The 20,819-nt window shown below is 65.7% G+C and carries 15 protein-coding genes and 1 pseudogene; 8 read left to right on the top strand and 8 right to left on the bottom strand.

All coding sequences use genetic code 11. From position 1 onward, the window contains the following. Window position 1: 1 nt before the first annotated feature. Complete coding sequence (locus D3272_RS09690; RefSeq protein ID WP_129218966.1) at window positions 2-409, bottom strand: DUF2000 domain-containing protein; 408 nt, start codon at window positions 407-409, stop codon at window positions 2-4. Window positions 410-2,059: 1,650 nt separating this feature from the next. On the opposite strand from D3272_RS09690, the gene D3272_RS09685 reads away from it, so the two are divergent. From D3272_RS09685 to D3272_RS09675, 3 genes are all read left to right on the top strand, one after another. Further along, a complete protein-coding gene (locus D3272_RS09685; RefSeq protein ID WP_129218965.1) occupies window positions 2,060-2,884 on the top strand; it encodes an AraC family transcriptional regulator in 825 nt (274 codons plus the stop codon). 753 nt (window positions 2,885-3,637) lie between these two features. Further along, on the top strand, window positions 3,638-4,828 hold the full coding sequence (locus D3272_RS09680; RefSeq protein ID WP_165361292.1) for a trypsin-like serine peptidase: 1,191 nt from the start codon (window positions 3,638-3,640) through the stop codon (window positions 4,826-4,828). 343 nt (window positions 4,829-5,171) lie between these two features. Continuing rightward, window positions 5,172-7,592, top strand: a complete 2,421-nt coding sequence (locus D3272_RS09675) for a bifunctional diguanylate cyclase/phosphodiesterase (protein WP_129218963.1) — start codon at window positions 5,172-5,174, stop codon at window positions 7,590-7,592. A gap of 197 nt (window positions 7,593-7,789) precedes the next feature. On the opposite strand, the gene D3272_RS09670 is transcribed toward D3272_RS09675, so the two are convergent. The 5 genes from D3272_RS09670 to D3272_RS09650 all read right to left on the bottom strand — a co-directional run bounded on the left by D3272_RS09670 (window position 7,790) and on the right by D3272_RS09650 (window position 12,956). Next, entirely contained in the window at window positions 7,790-8,575 is a 786-nt protein-coding gene (locus D3272_RS09670) for an SDR family oxidoreductase (protein WP_129218962.1), read from the bottom strand. Window positions 8,576-8,604: 29 nt separating this feature from the next. Further along, on the bottom strand, window positions 8,605-9,555 hold the full coding sequence (locus D3272_RS09665; RefSeq protein WP_129218961.1) for a sugar-binding transcriptional regulator: 951 nt from the start codon (window positions 9,553-9,555) through the stop codon (window positions 8,605-8,607). Between the two features lie 21 nt (window positions 9,556-9,576). Then, window positions 9,577-11,046, bottom strand: a complete 1,470-nt coding sequence (locus tag D3272_RS09660; protein WP_129218960.1) for an FGGY family carbohydrate kinase — start codon at window positions 11,044-11,046, stop codon at window positions 9,577-9,579. A 129-nt stretch (window positions 11,047-11,175) separates the two neighbouring features. Continuing rightward, entirely contained in the window at window positions 11,176-12,135 is a 960-nt protein-coding gene (locus D3272_RS09655; RefSeq protein ID WP_428977981.1) for a transketolase family protein, read from the bottom strand. Window positions 12,136-12,143: 8 nt separating this feature from the next. Next, window positions 12,144-12,956, bottom strand: coding sequence for a transketolase (locus tag D3272_RS09650; RefSeq protein WP_129218958.1), 813 nt, complete (start codon window positions 12,954-12,956; stop codon window positions 12,144-12,146). Between the two features lie 202 nt (window positions 12,957-13,158). Between D3272_RS09650 and D3272_RS09645 the strand changes: the two genes are divergently transcribed. The 5 genes and pseudogenes from D3272_RS09645 to D3272_RS27665 all read left to right on the top strand — a co-directional run. Further along, the gene (locus tag D3272_RS09645) at window positions 13,159-14,130 is read left to right on the top strand and encodes an ABC transporter permease (protein WP_129218957.1); all 972 of its coding nucleotides are present in this window, start codon (window positions 13,159-13,161) and stop codon (window positions 14,128-14,130) included. A gap of 118 nt (window positions 14,131-14,248) precedes the next feature. Beyond that, on the top strand, window positions 14,249-15,172 hold the full coding sequence (locus D3272_RS09640; protein WP_129218956.1) for a sugar ABC transporter substrate-binding protein: 924 nt from the start codon (window positions 14,249-14,251) through the stop codon (window positions 15,170-15,172). 28 nt (window positions 15,173-15,200) lie between these two features. Further along, window positions 15,201-16,682: a sugar ABC transporter ATP-binding protein gene (locus tag D3272_RS09635; RefSeq protein WP_129218955.1), complete on the top strand. Its 1,482-nt coding sequence runs from the start codon at window positions 15,201-15,203 to the stop codon at window positions 16,680-16,682. 11 nt (window positions 16,683-16,693) lie between these two features. Beyond that, the gene (locus D3272_RS09630; RefSeq protein WP_129218954.1) at window positions 16,694-17,482 is read left to right on the top strand and encodes an SDR family oxidoreductase; all 789 of its coding nucleotides are present in this window, start codon (window positions 16,694-16,696) and stop codon (window positions 17,480-17,482) included. Between the two features lie 182 nt (window positions 17,483-17,664). After that, window positions 17,665-17,898: pseudogene (locus D3272_RS27665) on the top strand (triose-phosphate isomerase); the annotation flags it as partial. A gap of 399 nt (window positions 17,899-18,297) precedes the next feature. Here D3272_RS27665 and D3272_RS09620 read toward each other — a convergent pair. Continuing rightward, the gene (locus D3272_RS09620) at window positions 18,298-19,857 is read right to left on the bottom strand and encodes an amidase (RefSeq protein ID WP_129218953.1); all 1,560 of its coding nucleotides are present in this window, start codon (window positions 19,855-19,857) and stop codon (window positions 18,298-18,300) included. A 49-nt stretch (window positions 19,858-19,906) separates the two neighbouring features. Further along, on the bottom strand, window positions 19,907-20,614 hold the full coding sequence (locus D3272_RS09615) for a cysteine hydrolase family protein (protein WP_129218952.1): 708 nt from the start codon (window positions 20,612-20,614) through the stop codon (window positions 19,907-19,909). Between the last annotated feature and the right edge of the window lie 205 nt (window positions 20,615-20,819).

The raw sequence follows: 20,819 nt of genomic DNA, 5'->3' as shown, positions 1-20,819 counted from the left end.
ACTAGCTTAGCAACGGTAGCTGTCCGACGAGGCTATTGACTGACTTCTTGTCGCCAAGAAGCAGAATCCCATGCACTGGCATATCCGATGCCAGCACAACGGTCAGTTTGGCCGTATATTCTTCATAGGTTTTGGTCCTAAGCGCCGCGTCCGTGAACGGGACCATAAGATCTAGACCTGCGTCGATGCCCTCGGCCCAAATCGCTGACAGGTATTTACCAGGCGCAGTCAGAACTGGGATCGGGATGGTGGTGATGCCTGGTGCTACCATGCCGTCGGAGGTCGCGACGGAAGGCCCGACGAGGTCCGGTCGGTGTGTACCTAAACTCATGCCCATTACGGCCGCGATGTTAGCTTTGAGTCCGACTGGAAGATGTTCGGCCAGTATTACAACGGCTTTGGTGCCCATTTAAGGCGCTCCTTGCTGATAAAGATTGTCCACAGCATTGGAATCGTGGCAATCACCGACGCAATTGTCTCAAGTCCCAATATGTCAGCCGCGGTCCGCGTCGTCAGGCAACCATCGACTTCGCCGCGCAACGCCATCTCTGCGGCTTGACGGGTGGAGTCCGTCTCTAAAATTGTGACCTTTGAGTGTTGGAGACAAGGCGCAATAAGATGGCGTGGTGCCGGATGGGTCGCTATTGTAACCATAGACTTGCCAATCGAAGCTCCTGGACGGCAAACGATTATGTATTCGGGCGTATCATGGAAAAAGGCTGCAGTCGGACAAAATTCATTTGATATGTAGAAGACGTTTATCTGCGCTTAAGCGTTAGCAACGATCAGCGCGTTGTTTATAGGGTCGTCTCTGACGCCGAGCGCAGCTTTCTCGTATGTGTCAAATAAAGCGATGCGTCCACCCCAAAGCTTAGCAACGTGTTCAGCAGCGTGCTTAGAGCTAGTCCCTTCGGGTCCTAACGTTAGAAAGGTGCGCTGATCCCCTGGTCGCACATTCATGAACGATGAAACTGTATGCTCACGGAGGAGAATCGGTGCAATCGGCATTGTTTTCCCACTACTCCGATAAATTAGCATACGTTCTAATTAAAGGCATAAATCCTGGATTGGACGAAACTCAGGTCCTATTCCTCGCCTCTTGACGGAAAGCTTGGGCCCAGACCGGTAGCGTTGTCGCACGCTGTCGCACCTCAGCGCATCCGGGCGGTGCTATCGCGAAATACAACCTTGTGGCGGCCGGACCATGTGCGACTGAACGGGTTGGTGGCTCTTGCTCACTATTACGTGGACAGCCTCGAACTCGGCCTCATGGGCGCCCTGGGGCCGCGTGTCTGCGACAAGGCACTCAGGTCGGCGGATCCACGCAAAGTCAGCAAGAGCCATCAAGCCGGGGCAATCTCAGCCCAGCGCCTCGGCGAGCTACTGCCGTGAAGCTGGCGACCCCTCACGGCGACTCTCGACGCCGCGGCGTGATCCGCGCATCTGCAAGCCAGCTCACCAGGGGAGTGGCCGGGATCACGCAGCCCGGGAACCCGCATGCGTCGATCACGCATCGCTGCGTGTAGGGGTACACCTTGACGGACGTAATCCCGCGTTCTTCACGCTACTGCCGCATCAAACTGATTGACGACAGCCTACGCCGGGAAGCCTCAAGCGGAACTGCATGACACGTTTCGGCTCCGATCGGCCCCGCTGCCCACACTCGCTGTCAAGCGGAGGGCTTGGCGTTTCATGGCGGAGGTGCGCCGTGGCGCGCGGAGACCCTCCCCTGGCCAGCCGGAACGATCATTCAACTGACTTATCCAGACTTGACCAGTGGAACCCTGCGGCCGAGAATACGACTGTCAGCAACCAAACCACTGGCAAACGTCTCATATGATTCCGTTGAATCACCTCGGGTCCCACAGCGAGTTGAGGACCCCTATGCGGTATAGCGGATCTAATATCATAGCCACCTCGCCATACCGCACATGATCATGATCACCGGACTGGAGCGGGCTCCTCAAACGAAATCAGCGGTCACATTACCTATGTATACACACGTCTGCGCAGCTCAATCGAAAGTTAATTCCAATTACAATCCATTGTAGGGGATATTATGAGATTAGAGAATTCGAATCGGTTTCATCGATTAAGTTGGCTGCACGACATCGATGTCTATGAGGCGAGCTTCGACAATCATGTGTTCGGCCGCCATGCGCATGCCACGTTTTCGGTTGGAACGATCTTGGAGGGTGTAGGCGGTTATCGGTGCCGCGGGTCCGACCACGTCCTGCCCGTCGGTGCGCTGACGCTCATAAACCCCGAAGAGGTCCACACGGGACGAGCCGTAGGTGGCCGATTACGCTACACCATGCTCTATGTCGGCGAGGCTGGCATCACCGAGATGCTCGGCGTCAGAAGCGTTCGTGGCTTTCGCGACGTCTCGCCGTCGGATCGATCACAGGTCATCACACAGGCGGCCTCCAACCTCGTCCTTGCGCTGCGCAATTGCGAGAACCGGCCGGGCTGGCGATTGCAGGTCGAGGAGTTGATCCATCGGCTGGTCTTGGCAACCTTCAGCCAGTTCGGTGGCGTGGCCAGCATCCGTCCGGGTAATGAGCCGAACGCAGTTCGATACCTCTGCGATCATATCGCGGCCCAGATCGCCGATGATCAGTGTGGAACCTTATCCGTGACGGAGGTTGCGGCCAGCTTGAGCCTTCACCCAAACTACCTTATCCAAAGCTTCTCACACGCCAAAGGTATCTCGCCCTACGCCTATTACATGTCGCGCAAGATCAATGTAGCCAAGGATCTGATCTCGCGAGGACACCATCCGCTTCAGGTTGGCCTCGATCTGGGGTTCTATGACCAGTCTCACTTTATCCGACACTTCAAAAAGGTCTTTGGCGTTACTCCCGGAAGTATTCATGTCCATTGATGGGAATTGTTCTTATCAAAGATGTTATTGCCATCACACTCATCGGGCGATGAATATCTGTGCAACAAAAAACATGTAAAGCTAAACGTACTCCTGCGTTGAGATCTGCCTTTTGAACTGCCAAATGAACGAGCGACATTGCGCACATGAACATTCGCAGCCGGAACTAGTGGCGCAGCAAAATTAGTACGTCAGATAGCGGGGCGCAACGGCCGCAGAATTCAGTGCCGAACCGGCTGCGCGGAGGGGGCAGGAGCAGTATCGGCGTTCTCCGAGTCGCATTGACGACGCCAAGCCGATGAAACTGCTTTCGGTTCGAGAGCTGGAGCGAATTCGTAGGAGGCGACTGCGCTCCAGCGTCCTCTGAACGCTGGACGTAGCATCAGGTTACATGCGTCAGCGTGAACTCTGCCATTCGCTGAACAGACCCCGAGTCGAATATCGGGAATAGATTCCCTTAAGATCGGGTGCCGTATTCACCGCTGCATCGAAGCGGGTATACGCCGTCGCTTTCCCGAGAGGAAACACCGGCGCACACCCGCGCATCCTCCTCCACCGAACCGGCTGCGGCAGACGTCGTGGCCTTTCACCTGTTGCATGATCGATCGCCGATGCCGGCGCATCGATCGATGTCCTCGACATGCCTGCGGTTCACGCGGATCTCGACCGGCGCTTCGGCGCCGTCGGGCGAGCGCGTCCACAACGCTGTGCAAGGACGAGCGCCGCAGGCCGTCTCATGGGAACCAGAACGCCGTGACCGCTACCTCGACCAATCCGGCCGATGCCGTCGTCTCCATCACGTCGCGAGTCGTGTCGGGCAACACGATCACCACCGAACAGGGATCGGGCGTGCTGATCGCGCCCGACGAGGTGCTGACGTCTGCCCACCTCGTCTACGACAGCTCGGGAAAGCTCTTCGCCTCGATGCAGGTCAGCGCGGGATCCCAAGGGGGCACGGTCTTCGGCACCTCGAGCGCGCAGGCGATCCACGCCATGCCGGACGAGGACTGGACGCAACTGTCCAACGCCAAGGACGACTTCGCCATCATCCACCTTGCGACCCCCATCACGGGCGTGCCGGTGATGATGCTCGGGACCGACTTCACCGGCGGCGCCGCCACGGTGACGGGCTACCCGGCGGCGACCTCCGGCCGGCAGGACAGCCTGAACGAGGCGGTGACTACGGTGTCGGGTTACGGCGGTGTGCTGCAAGGCACCGCGCTCGGCGCGCCGGGCGACGCCCATGGGGCGAGCGGGGGCGCGGTGTGGACGCAGGCCGGCGGCGCCGCGACCGTCGTCGGCCTGACCCAATCGCAGGGCTCCGGCTCGACGGGCTACTTCGTGCAGCTGACGGCGGCCGACGTCGCGCAGATCACGTCGTGGATGGCGCAGGACCAGGCGCAGCCCGCCGCGACGCCGGCCTCGACGGCCCCCGCCGCCATGGCGGCCACGGCGTCCTCCCCGGCCACCACCGGCACCGCCATCGCCGCGACGCCGGCCTCGACGGCCGCCGGCGCCATGGCGGCCACGGCGCCCTCCCCGGCCACCACCGGCACCGGCGTCGCCGCGACGACGGATGCGATCGCCTTCGTGTCGGGCGACGCGAAGCAGATCGGACTGATCTCCTCGCACGGCTACATCGACCACGCGACCTCCCGCGTCGTCGCCCTCCTGCAACAGAACGCTGCGGCACTCGGCATGGGTGCTGGGTTCGACGATATCGCGTCCGCCGCCCTGTCGCAGGTCGGAAACAACGGAGCGAGCCGGAACCTCGCGGCGGCGCTGCTGGAAGGCATGGTGTGGGGCCACGACAGCGGCGCGGCGAGCGCCGTCGTGGCGGGCGTCTCCGCCCAGGACCCAGGCCTCGTCAACTATCACGGAAGCCAGCAGAGCGCCCATGCTGGCGCCCTGCTGGGGCACGCGCTGCTGACGCACGGCTACTGATCGTTCCGCCGTCCGCGCATCGCGGAACCATCGCCGTCCAGTCGGCCCGGCCCGGGCTCAGGACGGGAGCGGAGGAGGGTCGTGACGAACGATCTCCTTCACCCTGAAGCCTTGTCTGGACAGCATCGCATGCTCGGCTGCGATCGACATGGATGAACGATCGTCTTGTCGTGCACCCCCGCAGCGGCGTGCCGCTCTGCCGCGGGTTTAACTGTCATCCTTCATGAAAAAGAGGGAGACGGACCGATATCGTTCACCCCTGGTGGAAGGCTGCTTCCGGACAGGTTCGTCGCAGGTCCCCTCCAGGTGCGGCGTCGTCCGGAGGGCAAGGGGTGAGGATAGCATGCTGAAGGTCCTGGGCTGCGTGGCTTACAAGCACGACCTCCGCCTCGTGGCCGTGGCGGCGGTCATCTGCGTCCTCGGGTGCCTCACGACGACGATGCTCATGGCGAGGGCAGGCGAAGGCGTGCGACACGGCGATCGCGTCTGGCTCGCGTTGGCCGCGGCCGTGTTCGGGTCCAGCGTCTGGTCCCTGCACTTCGTCGCCATGCTGGCGTTCATGCCTGGTCATGAGATGGCCTACGACCTCGGCCCGACGGCCCTGTCGATCGTCGTCGCCATCAGCGGCGCCATGTTGGCCCTGTTCGCCTGGAAGGCACCCGCAGCGCATCCGAGCCGGGTCGCCGTCGCCGGCGTGCTGCTCGGGTTGGCCATCACCGGCATGCATTACGTCGGCGTGGCCGCCATGTCGTTCTCGGGATTCCTGCTGTTCGACCACGGTTACGTGGTGGCCTCGGTCATCGTCAGTGTCGCGTCCTCCACCGTGGCCCTGGCCCGGGCCACCGACCTCAGGACGGCGCATCGCCGGTTCGAGGTCGGCGGCTGGCTGACCCTCGCTGTCTGCGGACTGCATTTCACCGGCATGACGGCCATCACGGTCGCCCCCGGCGTAGCGGAGACGACCGCGGGAGCCGTGCTCGGCACGACCGGGCTCGCCATCGCCGTGGGTGGGGTGAGCGTGGCGATCCTCGTCGCCAGCCTGGCGGCCGTGATGGTCGAGCAGCACCTGTCGCAGCGCGCCCTCCAGGACCTCGGCCGGATGCGGCTGATGAGCAACCTCGCCCAGGAGGTGCTCTTCATCCACCGCGACGGCGTCGTGCTCGAGGTCAACAGCGCCGGCGAGCGCCTGTTCAAGGCCGCGGCCGTCGACATCATCGGCCGTCCCTTGCTGAGCCTTTTCGCGAAGGACAGCGCGCCAGCGCTCCTCCGCCGCGAACGCTGCCCACCGGTGGATCGCCGGCCGGAGGAGATCGACTTCCAGGCTATGGACGGGACACACGTGGCGGTGGAGCTCTCGTGCCAGCCCATCGACTACCTCGGCAAGCCCGCGACGGTGGTCGCCCTTCGCGACCTCACCGAGCGCAAGCGCGACGAGGCCCGCATCCGGCACCTCGCGCGCCACGACGCTTTGACCAACCTGCCCAACCGCTTCAATCTGCAGGAACGGCTCGACATCGCGCTCGACGTGGCGTCGCAGCAGGGCACGTCCATCGCGGTGGTCTACATCGACCTCGACCGGTTCAAGCCCATCAACGACCTTCACGGCCATGCCGTCGGCGATGCCCTGCTGGTGCAGGCATCCAAGCGCATCCTCGCCGAGATCCGCTCGACCGACACGCTGGCACGGATCGGCGGCGACGAGTTCGTGATGGTGCTGACGAGCCAGCCCCAGCCCGAGAAGGCGTCCGCCATCTCCACGCGCATCATCGAAGCCTTGCGTCGGCCCTTCCAGGTCGAGGGCCAGCGGATCGAGATCGGCGCCTCGGTCGGCATCTCGCTCTATCCCCAGGATGGGATCGACGCCGACGCATTGATGCGCGCCGCCGACGCCGCGATGTATCGCGTCAAGCAGGAGGGTCGTGGGGCCCTGTTGTTCTACGAGGCCGCGATGAACGCCCAGCTCCAGGCGCGGCTCCTGCTCGGGCAGGAGCTGTCCGGTGCGGCCGAGCGCGGTGAGTTCGTGCTTCACTACCAGCCCATCGTGAACGGCGCCACGGGCGAGGTCGAGACCTTCGAAGCGCTCATCCGCTGGGTCCACCCGACGCGGGGCATGGTGCCGCCGATCGAGTTCATTCCCATGGCCGAGGAGACCGGCCTGATCGACGGGATCGGGCAGTGGGTGATCGAGACGGCCTGTCGCGAGGCGGCCGACTGGACCCACCCGTGGCGGGTATCGGTCAACGTGTCGCCGCGCCAGTTCCGCCAGACGGACGTGTGCGCGGTGATCGGCGACGCGCTCCGTGCCAACAGGCTCGACCCGGCCCGCCTCGTCGTCGAGGTGACCGAGGGCGTGCTGATCGACGACGCCGACAAGGCGGTTTCGACCCTCAACCGACTGCGCGAGATGGGCTTGCGCATCGCTCTCGACGACTTCGGTACCGGCTACTCGAGCCTGAGCTACCTGCAGCTCTTCAAGTTCGACAAGTTCAAGATCGACAAGTCCTTCGTGAGCAAGGTGGGGCAGAGTGAGGACGCACTGACCATCGTCCGGACGATCATCAACCTCGGCCACAACCTCGGCCTCCACGTCACGGCTGAAGGGGTCGAGACCACGTCCCAGCTCGACGTCCTCCTATCGCTCGGCTGCGACCAGATCCAGGGCTACCTCGTGGCGCGCCCCGCACCGATCGACGCCTTCACGGGCTTCGACCGGCTGCGGACCAAGGCCCTGTTCGGGCGGGAAAGACCGCGGCTGTCGGCCTGACCGGACGGCCTGCCGCCTTGGCTTGTCTGGGACACGGCCGTAGCGAACCGGCCTGATGAATGAAATGGTCTCCGCGAGTTTCAACCACTCATCAGACATCGAACTTCCCAGACGGCCCTTGCGATCTCGGTCAGGAAGGCACCGAAACAAGCTATCGGAGCCTTGATGTATCGTGCATGCGCGCTGGTCGTAGCCTTTCAAGACATGATGAGGCCGCCGTCGACATTGATCGTCTGTCCTGTGATGTAGGCGGCGTCGTCCGAGGCGAGGAAGGTGACCAGTCCGGCGACCTCGGCCGGGGTGCCGGCGCGCTTCATCGGAATGCCCTCCACCCAGCTCTTCATGAGCTCGCCTGGACCATAATCGCCCAGCATCTTGCCCCAGACGCGGTCGTTGTAGTCCCACATGTCCGTATGGATGATGCCGGGGCAGATCGCGTTCGCCGTGATGCCCTCGGGTGCGAGTTCCTTGGCGAGGCTCTGCGTCAGGCCGACGACGCCGAATTTGGACGCGGCATAATGGGGCGTGTAGATGAAACCCTGGCGTGCCTGACCCGACGCGGTGTTGATCAGCCGTCCTCTTCGGCCGCTTGCCCGGAAGCGGCGAACGGCCTCCTGGCAGCATAGGAAGACGCCCTTGGTATTGACGTCGAGGTTGAGGTCCCACTCGCTTTCGGTGAGGTCTTCGATCTTGGCGATGGTGATGACGCCGGCGTTCTGCACCGAAACAGAGATCGCGCCCAGGCGCGCTTCGACTTCTGCGTAGGCCGCCGCCACGGCTTTTGCGTCGGTGACGTCGAGGCAGATTCCCAAGGTCTGTGTGCCGGCTTCGGCGCCGAGGGCCGCGGCGACGTCGGGCGTGTCCGTCTCGATCGCCGCCACGGCGACCCGGGCGCCCTCGGACGCGAAGCGGCTCGCGATGCCGCGCCCGATTCCCTTGTTGCCGCCCGTGACGAACACCGTCTGACCTTCGAAGCGACGCATGTCATTCCTCCCTTGTGATCGTCCGCCGGTCACGCGACGAGGCGCGCCGCGGTGAACCTGTCGGTGACCAGGATGTCGATGGTCCCGGTGCGGAGCGCGCCCTTGATGGCCATCACCTTGGACGCGCCGCCTGCGAGCGCCATGACGCGCGGGATGCGGAGCAGGTCGGCGAAGGGCAGGCCGATGACGCGCTCATCGAGCGGCGTCCTCACGGGTTGCCCATGGACGTCGAAGAAGCGCAGCGACATGTCGCCGACCGCCCCTGCCTCCGTCAGTGCCGCGAGTTCCTGCCGCGAGAAGATATTGCCGGAGCCAGCCAGGAGGGCGGAAGGTTCGACCGCACCGATGCCGATCACGGCGAGGCTGATCGACCCGAACAGGTCCGTGGTCTCCCGCACGAAGGGATCGGCGAGCATGACGAGCTTGGCCTCGCGGGAGCTCAGAACGCCCTGGACCGGCAGGAGCCGCGGCTCCGCACCGGTGAGCTGGGCGAGGCGGGTCGTCAGCTGGGTGGCATGCGCCTGGACCGACGGGTCGCCCATGCCGCCCAGGGTCTGCACCACGTATTTTGCCTTCGTGGCCTTCAACGGGTGGATGTTGTCGACCATACGCAGCAGCGTCTCGCTCCAGCTCGAGACCCCGATCACCTCGCCCGGTTTGAGCGTGACCTCGAGGAAATGCGCCGCCCCTTCGCCGATGCGCGCCTTGATCGCGCCATCGCGGTCCTCGGAACAGTCGACGACGATCACCTCGGCGACCGCGAACCGGTCGCGCACGGCCGCTTCGAGTTCGGTGAATGTGCCCGGCGGCGGAATCACGGTCGTGCGGACGATGTTCTCCTGCTCGGCCCGTTTCAGCATCCGGGAGACCGTCGCCTGCGACAGGTTGAGGTGCGCGGCGACCTCCGCCTGCCTCAGTCGCTCTCCGTGGTACATCTGCGCAACCCTGGCGATCAGTCGCAACTCGTTGATCCGGCCCATCACGATCCCGACAGTGAATTTTTATTCACCTATAGCGCTGCCGACGGAATAGGTCGAGCGTGCGATGGCGTCCTGCCACGTCGCCGGTGGACGAGGAGCGGAGCCACCGCCGGGCGTGATGGTCTTCCCGTTGCGCGGGAGCGCCGCGATCGCGTCGAGGTCCGGCCACAGACCCAGGGCGAGCCCGGCGAGATAGGCAGCCCCGAGCGCGGAGGCTTCGGGCGCGTCGCGCTGGATGATGGGGTGGCCAAGCACGTTCGCGACGGTCTGCATGAGGAAATCGTTGCGGCTCGGGCCGCCGTCCACGTGCAGCGCTCCGAGCGCGATGGGAGCCTGGGCCCGCATGACCGCCACCACGTCGTGCACCTGGAACGCCATCGAATCCGTCACGGCGCGCGCGAGGTCCGCGCGGGTGGCGTTGAAGGTGATGCCTGAAAAGAGCGCACGGGCGTCGGAGTTCCAGTACGGAGCGCCGAGCCCGACGAAGGCCGGGACGAAGCCCACTACACCGGGCGCCCCGGTCGCGGCCAGATCCGTCAGGGCCTGCACGTCGGGCAATCCGAGCAACGTCGCCATCCAGGGCAGCGCGGCCGCGGACACGAGGATGTTGCCCTCGAAGGCATAGGTGGCCTTTCCGGCGATCCGCCAAGCCACCGTGGTGGTGATCCCCTTCTCGGGTCGGATGAAGTCCGGCAGGGTCGTCATCACGGACGAGCCGGTACCGAACGTCACCTTCCCATCTCCCGGCTTGAAGGCCCCGTGCCCGAAAAGCGCGGCGTGGCTGTCGCCGATGGCGGCCAGCACCGGGATGCCGTCGGCGAGCCCCGGAACCGCCCGGGTCTGGCCGAAGGCGCCGGAACTGTCGCGGACTTCGGGAAGACACGAGAGCGGGACCCCGAACAATCCGCTCAGTTCATCGCTCCAGCGCTGCCGCCCAAGGTCGAAGAGCTGGCTGCGGGCGGCGTTCGAGGCGTCGCAGGCGTGCACCGCGCCCCCGGTCAGGCAGTGGATGAGCCAGGAGTCGATCGTGCCGAGCCTCACCGCGCTCCCGACGGGAACGCGGTCGAGAAGCCACTTCATCTTCGGCCCCGGAAACATGGGGTCGATGGGAAGGCCGGTCAGCGACGACACGCGCTCGGCGTGGCCCGCGGCGTTCAACGCGGCGCAGGCAGGCGCACTGCGCCGGCATTGCCAACTGACGACGGGTCCCAGCGGTTCTCCCGTCATGGCATCCCAGGCCGTGACGGACTCCCGCTGGTTCGAGATCGCGATGCCGACGATGTCGACGTTCGGTCCGGCCTGCCTGCAGGCCGCGATGGCCTCGAGGACGGAAGCCCAGATGCGCTGTGGGCTCTGCTCGACCCATCCGGGCTGCGGATGAGCGACGCCGACCGGCGCGGCGCCGCGCGCCAGGATCTCGCCATCGGCCGAGACCAGCACGGCCTTCGAGTTGGTCGTTCCCTGGTCGATCGCGAGAAGGGCGGAGGTCATGGCATGGTTCCCGGGCATGAGCGCGGAGAGTCCGGCGGCAGGCCGCCCTCCGCAGGTCGCGGGCGAGCGCCCATGAGGCAACGCGCTGCCGGCGGTCGAACGGGCGCGGAGCCCGCTCGCGACGGGCCACTATGCGGCGCGGGCCGCCTTGCGGTTGATGAGCGTGCGAGCGGCGTCGGCCACCTCCGCAGGCGCCATCCCAAACTCGTCGAGCAGGAACTCGGCCGAGCCGGTCGGTGCGAAGACGCCCGGGACGCCGAGGATCTTCATCGGCACGGGCGCCTCGGCTACGACCACCTCGGCGATGGCGGAGCCGAGGCCGCCGAAGGTCGAGTGTTCCTCGGCCGTGAGGATCGCGCCGGTCTCCCGCGCGGCGGACACAATGGCCTCGACGTCGATCGGCCGCACCGTCGCCATGTTGAGGACGCGCGCCTCGATACCCTGGCCCGCGAGAATCTCGGCCGCCTTCATCATGCGATGCGTGAGCGTTCCGTTCGCGATGAGGGTGACGTCGTGCCCCCCGCGCAGAAGGTTGGCGCGCCCGAGTTCGAATCGATGCCCTTGCGACAGCAGGTCAGGCACGCCCACGCGGGACAGGCGCAGGAAGACGGGGCCAGGGTAGCGCGCCGCCCATTCCACCGCTGCAGCCGTCTCGATCGCGTCGCACGGCGCAATAACGGGCAGGTTCGGCAGGACCCGCATCCAGGCAAAGTCCTCGATCGAGTGATGGGTGGGTCCGAGCTCGCCGTAAGCCATGCCGGACGAGATGCCGACCAGCTTCACGTTGGCGTTGGAATAGGCGATGTCCGCCTTGATCTGTTCGAGCGCCCGCCCGGTCAGAAACGGAGCCGCCCCGCACACGAAAGGCAAGAGGCCGCCGTTCGCCAAGCCGGCGCCGACCCCGACCATGTTCTGCTCGGCGATGCCGACGTTGATCAGGCGCTCCGGCCACTTGGCCTTGAAACCGCCGAGCTTGGAGGAGCCGACGGAATCGTTGCAGACCGCGACGATCCTGTCGTCGCTCTCGGCCAGACGCTCGAGCGTCGCCGTGAAGGCATCGCGGCAGTCGTTCAGCTTGGGAGAGTTCATGGTCTCGCTCACCGCAGGTCCTCCGCGAGTTCGGCCATCGCGATCTTGTATTGCTCGGCGTTCGGCACCTTGTGATGCCAGTCGACGCGGTCCTGCATGAACGAGATGCCGTGGCCTTTGTTGGTGTGGGCCACGATGCAGTGAGGACGGGCGCCGCGCCGCTCGAGCGCCGGCACGACCTCGGACATGGCGTTCCCGTTGATTTCGGAGACGTCCCAGCCGAAAGCCTCGAGCTTGGGCCTGATGGGTGCCAGATCGTTCGTGTCGGACAGGGCGGCGCCCTGTTGGAACCTGTTGTGGTCGACGATCAAGGTGAGGTTGCCGAGCCCGAACTGAGCGGCGGCCATGATCGCCTCCCAGTTGGAGCCTTCCTGCATCTCGCCGTCGCCGGTCATGACGTAGGTTCGCCAACTTGCACCTTGCAGCTTGGCGGCCTTGGCCATGCCGACAGCGACCGGGAGGCCGTGGCCGAGCGGCCCGGTGTTGGTCTCGACCCCAGGTACCTTGTTGCAATTCGGATGGCCGTTGAGGCGCGAGTGCGGCTTCAGGAAGGTTGCGATCTCGTCCTCGGGCAGGAAGCCGCGCTTCGCCAGCGTGACGTAGAGCGCGCAGGCGGTGTGGCCCTTCGACAGGACGAAACGGTCGCGATCGGGGTTCTTCGGCTGGTCGGGCCAAAGACGCAGCACCCGGAAATACAGAGCGGTCAGGATGTCGATGGCGGACATTTCACCGCCGATGTGACCGGCTCCGGCTTCGAAGACGGCCTGCAGGTCACGGCGCCGGATCTGCTGGGCGATCCGCTCCAGGTCGTTGGGCTGCACCTTTCCCCTCCTGCATTTTTATTCAGTGTTGGCTTTAAATTTGAAATCCCTGGTTCTGTCAAGCCTAGCGCTCACTCGCCCGACCAGTCGTGTCCCAGCAGCTTGTTGACAGGCGCTCTCGGACTGTTTACGGATTGAAACACCAATCTGAATAAATATTCAGAACTGCCGAGCCAGCTCGCCCCATTCCGGGAGGATCCGAATGCCTGCAGCCGTGACAGAGCGGAAACGAACAGGTGGCGACCTGCTCGCTTTGATCGGTGGGGGAACCGGTCCCCTTGTCGGCCTCATCCTGCTCTGCGTGTTCCTGTCGTTCTCGACGACCACATTCCTGTCGGTCCGGAATGCCCTGAACATCCTCGATCAGATCACGGTCCTCGGCATCATGGCGGCCGGCATGAGCTTCGTGATCCTGACGGGCGGCATCGACCTTTCGGTCGGCTCCGTTCTCGCCCTCGCCATGATGGTCATGGGCTGGCTCGCCAATGTCGTCGGCCTACCGCTACCCCTTTCCGTCCTGGCCGCGCTGGTTGCGTCGGGGCTCTGCGGCCTCGTTTCAGGCCTGTTCATCACCGCATTCAAGGTGCCGCCCTTCATCGCCACGCTGGCCATGATGTCCATCGCGCGCGGGCTGGCCAACATGATCACGGACGGACAGCAGATCGTGGGCTTTCCCGATTGGTTCATGTCGCTCGCGATCGAAAGACAGTTCGGCGTCCTCACCGCCACCGTAGCCTTGATGCTGGGCGTCATCGCCCTGTCCTGGCTCTTCCTGCGCTACCGGGCCGGTGGCCGCATGGTCTATGCTGTCGGCGGGAGCCCGGAGGTGGCACGGCTGGCCGGCATCGATGTCCGATACGTGACGGTGAGCGTCTACGTCTTGGCCGCCGTGCTGGCAGGCTTGGCCGGCATCGTCCTCGCCGCGCGGCTCGACTCGGTGCAGCCGTCGAGCGGCCTCGGCTACGAACTCGATACGATCGCGGCCGTCGTGATCGGTGGAACGTCGCTGTCTGGCGGGGCGGGAAGCATCGGCGGCACGCTGATCGGCATCCTGATCATCGGTGTCCTTCGGAACGGCCTCAACCTGCTCAACGTCTCGCCTTTTTTGCAACAGGTCATCATCGGCGTGGTCATCGCACTCGCCGTCGCCGCGGAAACCTTCCGTCGCAAGTAGGACTTGGTGACAGCTCGCTGGCCGGCATCGGCCGACACCCATCGCGCCGGCTCCCGGCCGATCGCCCGACACGACGCGAAAGTCGTGGGCGAACAAACACAGCAACGGAGGAAACCCAATGATCGGACGGCTTTTCGCCTCGGTGGCGCTCACCGCGGTCCTGCTCGGTTCGGCCCAGGCTGCCGAGGTCAAGACGATCGGACTGGCCGTGGCCAACCTGCAGGCCAATTTCTTTAACCAGATCAAACAGGCTGCCGAGGCAGAGGCGGCCAAGCAGGGCGTCAAGGTCATCACCGTCGACGCCAAGGGGGATGGCCCCACCCAGGTCAATCAGGTCCAGGACCTGCTGACGCAGAAGATCGACGCCCTGATTTACATCCCGGCCGGCGCCGCCGCCGCGACGGTGCCGACCAAGCTCGCCCAGGCGGCAGGAGTCCCGGTCGTCAATATCGACCGCAACGCGGCCGGTGCGCCGGGCAACACCTTCATCGCCTCGAACTCTGTCTCGTCGGCCAAGGCTGTGTGCGAGTACATCATCAAGCAGGCGGGCGGCAAGGGCAGCATGGTCATCATCCACGGCCAGAAGGGCACCACCCCGGAGGTCGATCGCACCAAGGGCTGCATGGAAGTCGTGAAGGCCAACCCTGGCGTAAAGATCGTCGCCGAGCAGTATTCGAACATCTGGGGCCAGGACGAGGGCTTCCAGATCATGCAGAACATGCTGCAGGCCCATCCGGACGTGAGCATCGTGTTCGCCGAAGCCGACGCTCTCGCGCTCGGGGCTGCGCAGGCCATCAAAGTCGCCAATCCGTCACAGAAGATCTGGGTCGCGGGCTTCGACGGCGATACTGCCGCCCTCGAGGCTCTGAAGAACGGCGTGTTCGACGTCACGGCCACCCAGCAGACCCAGTTGATGGGCCGGACAGCCGTCCAGGACGCCATCAAGCTGGTCGCGGGTGAGAAGCTGCCGGCAGAACAGTTGCTCGACGCGACCCTCACGACCAAGGACAACGTCGCCGGCTTCATCGCCACCCATCCCTGATCGCATCCAAAGCGGGGACGCCTGCGCCATGTCGGAACCGATCCTTTCCCTTCGCGGCATCTCGAAGAGCTACGGGCCCTTGCAGGTCCTCCGCGACGTGGATTTCGACGTCCACGCCGGCGAGGTCGTGGCGTTGCTCGGGGAGAACGGGGCGGGTAAGTCCACGCTGTCCGGCATTATCGCGGGATCGCGCCCGGCGTCCGGAGGGACCATGACCTGGCTGGGGCAGCCCTATGCCCCGGCCTCCCCCCGCGACGCGATCGACAGGGGACTGGTACTCATCCATCAGGAGATGAAGCTCCTGCCGGAGCTCACCATCGCCGAGAACGTCTTCATCGGCCGCTGGCCGAGGAGGAACGGACGCGTGGACCGCGCCACGATGGTCAGGCGTGCCCAGGAACAGCTCGCGCGCCTCAACCTCCGTCTGCCCGCCACGCGCAAGGTGCAGGGCCTGTCCACGGCCCAGCAGCAGCTGGTCGAGATCGCCAAGGCACTGGCGCTCGACGCCAAGTTGCTCATCCTCGACGAACCGACCGCCGCGCTCGGCGGCGCCGAAACCGAAGCCCTGTTCGAGCAGGTGCGCAAGCTGCGCGCCGAGGGTGTTGGGATTGTCTACATCTCCCACCGCATGGAGGAGATCCGGAGGATCACCGATCGGATCGTCGTCCTGCGCGACGGTGAGCGGGTCGCGGAGTTCGCCGACAGCGCGACGCCCGTCCGCACGGTCGTCGAGAGCATGGTGGGGCGCAGCCTGGACCGCATGTTCCCCTCGGTTCCACGGCCGGGGTCGCGTGTCGTCTTAGAGGTACGGGACCTGACGGGCGCGAACGGCGCCTTCGAGAAGGTCTCGTTCTCCGTGGCCGAAGGCGAAATCCTCGGCATCGCCGGCCTCGTCGGTGCTGGCCGAACTGAACTCGTTCGGGCGATCGCGGGGGCCGATCCAGTCAGCGATGGAACCATCTGGCTCGACGGCCACGAGCTGAACCTGAAGAGCCCCGCAGATGCGATCGCGGAAGGCATCGTCATGGTGCCCGAGGATCGCAAGCTCCAGGGCGTCGTGGTGGACCACCCGATCGACGAGAACATCATCTACGCGAACCTCGACAAGGTGGGGCGCGGCGGGTGGATCACCAGGGCGACCGTGAGGTCGTTCGCCGATGGCGCGATCAAGAGATTTGGCGTGAAGGGGCGCGCCGGGCAACCTGCGTCGAGCCTGTCCGGCGGCAATCAGCAAAAGGTCGTGATCGCCAAGTGGCTCGCCCGCGGCCCACGAGTCGTGATCCTCGACGAGCCGACGCGGGGCATCGACGTCGGAGCCCGCTCCGGCATCTACGACATCATCGTCGGCCTGGCGGCACAGGGCGTCGCCGTCATCGTGGTCAGTTCCGATCTCGAGGAAGTGCTCGGCATCTCGAACCGGATTGTCGTGCTGGCGCAGGGCAGGCAGGCCGGCATCCTCGACCGGGACGAGGCGAACGATGTCTCGGTGATGGAACTGGCGACCATCTGAAGGAGGGATCCATGCAGGATATCAGGCTCAACGCGCCGAGGCTCTTCGACCTCACCGGCAATGTCGCACTGGTCACAGGGGCCGGGAGCGGCATCGGTCAACGGATCGCGATGGGCCTCGCCCAGTGCGGGGCGGATATCGCCCTGATCGATCGGCGCGACGACGACGGGCTGGCGCGGACGGCCGAGTTCATCGCGTCCGCGGGTCGACGCAGCATCTCGGTGGCAGCCGACGTCACCGAGGGCAAGGCGCTCGACGAGGCCGTTGCCCGCACCGAGGCCGAGCTCGGCCCCCTCACCCTCGCGCTCAACGCCGCCGGTATCGCCAATGCGAACCCGGCCGAGGACATGGAGGAGGATCAGTACCAGACGCTCATGGACGTCAACCTGAAGGGCGTGTTCCTGTCCTGCCGAGCCGAGGCGCGCGCCATGCTGGCACACGGGCGGGGCTCGATCGTCAACATCGCGTCGATGTCGGGCGTGATCGTCAACCGCGGCCTCTCCCAATGCCACTACAACGCCTCCAAGGCGGGCGTCATCCACATGTCGAAGTCGTTGGCCATGGAATGGGTCGGCCGCGGCATCCGCGTGAACTCGATCAGCCCGGGCTACACCGCGACTCCGATGAACACGCGCCCGGAAATGGTGCACCAGACCAAGCTCTTCGAGGAGCAGACGCCCATGCAGCGCATGGCGAGCGTCGACGAGATGGTCGGGCCGGCGGTCTTCCTGCTGTCCGAGGCGGCGTCCTTCGTCACCGGCGTCGACCTTTTGGTCGACGGCGGCTTTTGCTGCTGGTGAGTGCCTGTGACGTAGGTTCATCGCCGGGAACTGGATGATGAACGGCACCTCGGCCGCTCTGGCGAAGGTGCGGAGCGTCAGGTCGGGCGGCCTACCAGGGTGCCGCGAAATGCTCGTCCGCCCGCCGGCGACCTTGATCGCGCGCGTGGCCGAGGCGGCACGGAACAGTCCTCTCAGGAGGGGGGCAGAACCGCCACGCCGCAGGACCCGGCGCTCACATGGCAGACCTATCGGCGGGGATGCTCGCCGACGCAGGCGCCAGCCACGTCGTTTTCGGTCAGTCCGAATGCCGGGCCGGCCACGGCGAGGCCGACGTCTGCATGAGCGCCGAGGCCGCCCGGGCTGCAACCCTGGTCGCGGTGATCTGCGTCGGTGAGACCGAGGCCGGCCGCGGCGCGGGCCGCACCTCGCGGTGATCGGGGCGCAAGTCGCGGGTTCCGTCCCCGATGGGGCGCCCGGATCGCCACGATACATCGCTTCATCCGCGACGAACTCACCCGGCGTTTCGGCGAAGGCGGGGTTCGTCTCCCGACGGTCGAAACGCCGTCCGGCTCCAACCGAAGGCGCCCCGCTTCGCCCCAAGGGCGAGGGCTCGTGCTTGGCTTGGCTGTCGCCTCCCTGGATGCGTGGCTGTCCGCGCTCCATGCGCCTCCGCTCACAACCCGTCGGACCGCTCCCCACCCCACATCCGACGTTCAGCGCGAGACGGCCCCCGCCTTTTCAGGTCATCGCCGAACTGGCCAACTGAGCCTATCGCGGCAATCCGCTCCGTGACGCTCCGCATTGTCCGTGTCGCCTTGCACTGCCTGTCGTCGTCACGACGGCCCGGCGACGAGGCGCGGGATGATCCTGTGATGCGTCGCCTGCTCATACGCGAAGGCGAGGCTGAGCAGCGCCGCCTCGCTCCACAGGCGCCCAACGAGAACGAGACTGTAGGGGGCGCCGTTGCCGAAACGGCCGGCCGGCACCGTGACGGCCGGGAGGCCCGCGATGTTGATCTCGGAGACCGTAGTGGCCGGATAGCTGGCCTCGTCGAAGACCCCCGGTAGCGCGGACGAGGACTGCGGGAAGGCCAAGGCATCCAGCCTATGTGTCGTCATGACGGCATTGAACATCTCGAGATACTGGACTCGCGCCGCTAGGAAGCCGCCGAGGTCCGGAACCGCAGTGGGATCGGCGAGCGAGGCGCGAAGCACCGGCATGGTGGCGACATGGCCGCCCAGGATGCCCGCCGGCCCGAATGGGTCCTCGGGCACCAGCGCTTTGAGCGCCGCGAAGGACGACGCCGCAGCCGACGGGCCGAGGCGTCGCAGGTACATCTCCATATCGTAGGCGATGCACTCGATGCCGCGGTCGTCGAACTCGCCGTTGAACTGCGCAAGATCGGCAAAGCCCGTGCCGGCGAAGGGGTCTTCCACCACGGTCGCGCCGAGGCTCTTCACCTCGGCGATGGTTCGGCCGTAGAGAGCTTGGCATTCTTCGGAAAGCTCCTGCCGGCGCCATCCCGCGCCGTAGAGCCCGAGCCGCGCCCCCTTCAGCGCCGACGCGTCCAGCCGGACCGCATATCCGCCCGCCGGCACCATGCCGATCGCCGCCACGGTCTTGGGATCCTCGGCGGTATAGCCCGCCAGAACATCGAGCAGCAGGGCGGCATCGGTCACGGTGCGGCCATGCGGCCCGACGACATCGCGCGTCGAGCCGGCCAGTGGGGCGACGCCGGTGTTGGGCACGAGCGCGAAGGTCGGCTTGACGCTGACGAGGCTTTGGGCGGCGGCGGGGTTCTGGATGGATCCGCCGGTCTCCTCGGCGAGGCCAACGACGGCGAAGCTCGCCGCGATGGCCGTGGCGGTGCCGCTCGAACTCGCCCCGGGCGCGATGGCGCGGTCGACGGCATTGAAGGTCGGGCCGTCCCAGCTCGTGTTGGCGCGCGCGCCGTCATGGCTGAAGGCTGGGATATTGGTCTTGCCGAGGATCACGGCCCCGGCGGCACGCAGGCGCGCCACCACGGGAGCGTCACGTTCCGGGATGAGGTCGATGCCGCCCACGGCGGCGGCCAGCGGTGCCCAGCCCGCCGTCGAGGGCAGGCCGGCGAAGTCCATGGCCTCCTTCACCACGACCGGCACGCCGGCCAGCGGCCCGAGCGCCTCGCCGGCGGCCCGGCGCGCATCGATGGCCCGCGCCTCCTCGAGGGCTTTCGGGTTCATGGAGGTGAAGGCGTTGTAGTTGGGCTCGAAGGTCTCGATCCGGGCGAGATGCAGCCGGGCCAGCGCCTCGGCGGTGAAGCGGCCTTGCGCGAAACCGCGCTGGATGTCGGCGATGGTGAGCTCGACGATATCGATGGAGGCGTCTGTCGCGGTCGGCGAGGGAGCGTTCATGGCGAGGCCTGGGGCAGGAGCGATGCGGTGGGATGGGTATGGGCGCGGCTCAGGCCGCCGTCCGCATCGTCCCCGAGCCCGCGATGAGGCCGAGCAGGCGCCCCGTGTCCATCACGTCGGCGAAGATCGCCGACATGCTGATCAGCGTGGCGTTGTGCTCTTCGTCGCTGAGTGCCGCATTGCTGTCGGTCAGGAAGATGACGTTGTAGCCCATCTGGAGGGCGTCCCGCGCCGTACTCTCGCAACAGCAGTTGGTGAGGGTGCCGGAGATGATGAGCGTGTCGATGCCCCGTGCCTTCAACTGGGCATCCATGTCGCAGGTCCCGGGGATCAGGGCGGAAAACCGCGTCTTGTCCACGAGCAGATCTCCGGGGGCGACGTCGAGTTCGGGGGCGAGCTGCCAATAGGGCGCCCCTCGGGCGAAAGCGAGTTGCATCGTGGCCCGACGCTCCGGCGTCATGTAGTTGTCGAACCACACGGTCCAGGGCATGTCTTCCCGGGCGTCGCAGGTGTAGCGCAGGAAGACGTTGGTGCCGCCTGCCGCCCGCACGGCGCGCGACACGGCGTTGACGGCGCCGAAGATTTCCCGCGTCATCGGCACCTCGACCGGCGCGCCCTCGGCCACGAAACCCACCTGCAGGTCGACCACCACATGAGCGACCTTCGCCATGTCGAGCCGCTCGAACAGGTGCTCCCGGCCGCCGCGTTGCAGGCGGCTGCGAGCCACGACATGTTCGGGGATGGACACCTTGTGCATCACGGCTCCTCGCCTCGTGTGTGGATCGACCCGGATCTGCACGGGCGACCCGCCGAGTCCATATATTCAACGATGAAAATATCTGCCTGGCAATGATGATTTGCCCGGGACCGGCCACGGCGACGTCTCCTCCGCGACGGCGTGACCTGCCGGCTCGAACCTTGCATGAGGTCGTGAGCGACTGCTGACGTCGGCGCCGGCCCTG

It is taken from the genome of Lichenibacterium ramalinae (genome assembly GCF_004137085.1).
In the GTDB taxonomy this organism is placed as follows: domain Bacteria; phylum Pseudomonadota; class Alphaproteobacteria; order Rhizobiales; family Beijerinckiaceae; genus Lichenihabitans; species Lichenihabitans ramalinae.
This window is presented reverse-complemented; position numbering and strand designations above follow the sequence as displayed.

Coding starts and splice junctions, on each gene's coding strand:
- D3272_RS09690 (WP_129218966.1), bottom strand. CDS start 409: ATGGGCACCAAAGCCGTTGTAATACTGGCCGAACATCTTCCAGTCGGA.
- D3272_RS09685 (WP_129218965.1), top strand. CDS start 2,060: ATGAGATTAGAGAATTCGAATCGGTTTCATCGATTAAGTTGGCTGCAC.
- D3272_RS09675 (WP_129218963.1), top strand. CDS start 5,172: ATGCTGAAGGTCCTGGGCTGCGTGGCTTACAAGCACGACCTCCGCCTC.
- D3272_RS09670 (WP_129218962.1), bottom strand. CDS start 8,575: ATGCGTCGCTTCGAAGGTCAGACGGTGTTCGTCACGGGCGGCAACAAG.
- D3272_RS09665 (WP_129218961.1), bottom strand. CDS start 9,555: ATGGGCCGGATCAACGAGTTGCGACTGATCGCCAGGGTTGCGCAGATG.
- D3272_RS09660 (WP_129218960.1), bottom strand. CDS start 11,046: ATGACCTCCGCCCTTCTCGCGATCGACCAGGGAACGACCAACTCGAAG.
- D3272_RS09655 (WP_428977981.1), bottom strand. CDS start 12,135: ATGAACTCTCCCAAGCTGAACGACTGCCGCGATGCCTTCACGGCGACG.
- D3272_RS09645 (WP_129218957.1), top strand. CDS start 13,159: ATGCCTGCAGCCGTGACAGAGCGGAAACGAACAGGTGGCGACCTGCTC.
- D3272_RS09640 (WP_129218956.1), top strand. CDS start 14,249: ATGATCGGACGGCTTTTCGCCTCGGTGGCGCTCACCGCGGTCCTGCTC.
- D3272_RS09635 (WP_129218955.1), top strand. CDS start 15,201: ATGTCGGAACCGATCCTTTCCCTTCGCGGCATCTCGAAGAGCTACGGG.
- D3272_RS09630 (WP_129218954.1), top strand. CDS start 16,694: ATGCAGGATATCAGGCTCAACGCGCCGAGGCTCTTCGACCTCACCGGC.
- D3272_RS09620 (WP_129218953.1), bottom strand. CDS start 19,857: ATGAACGCTCCCTCGCCGACCGCGACAGACGCCTCCATCGATATCGTC.
- D3272_RS09615 (WP_129218952.1), bottom strand. CDS start 20,614: ATGCACAAGGTGTCCATCCCCGAACATGTCGTGGCTCGCAGCCGCCTG.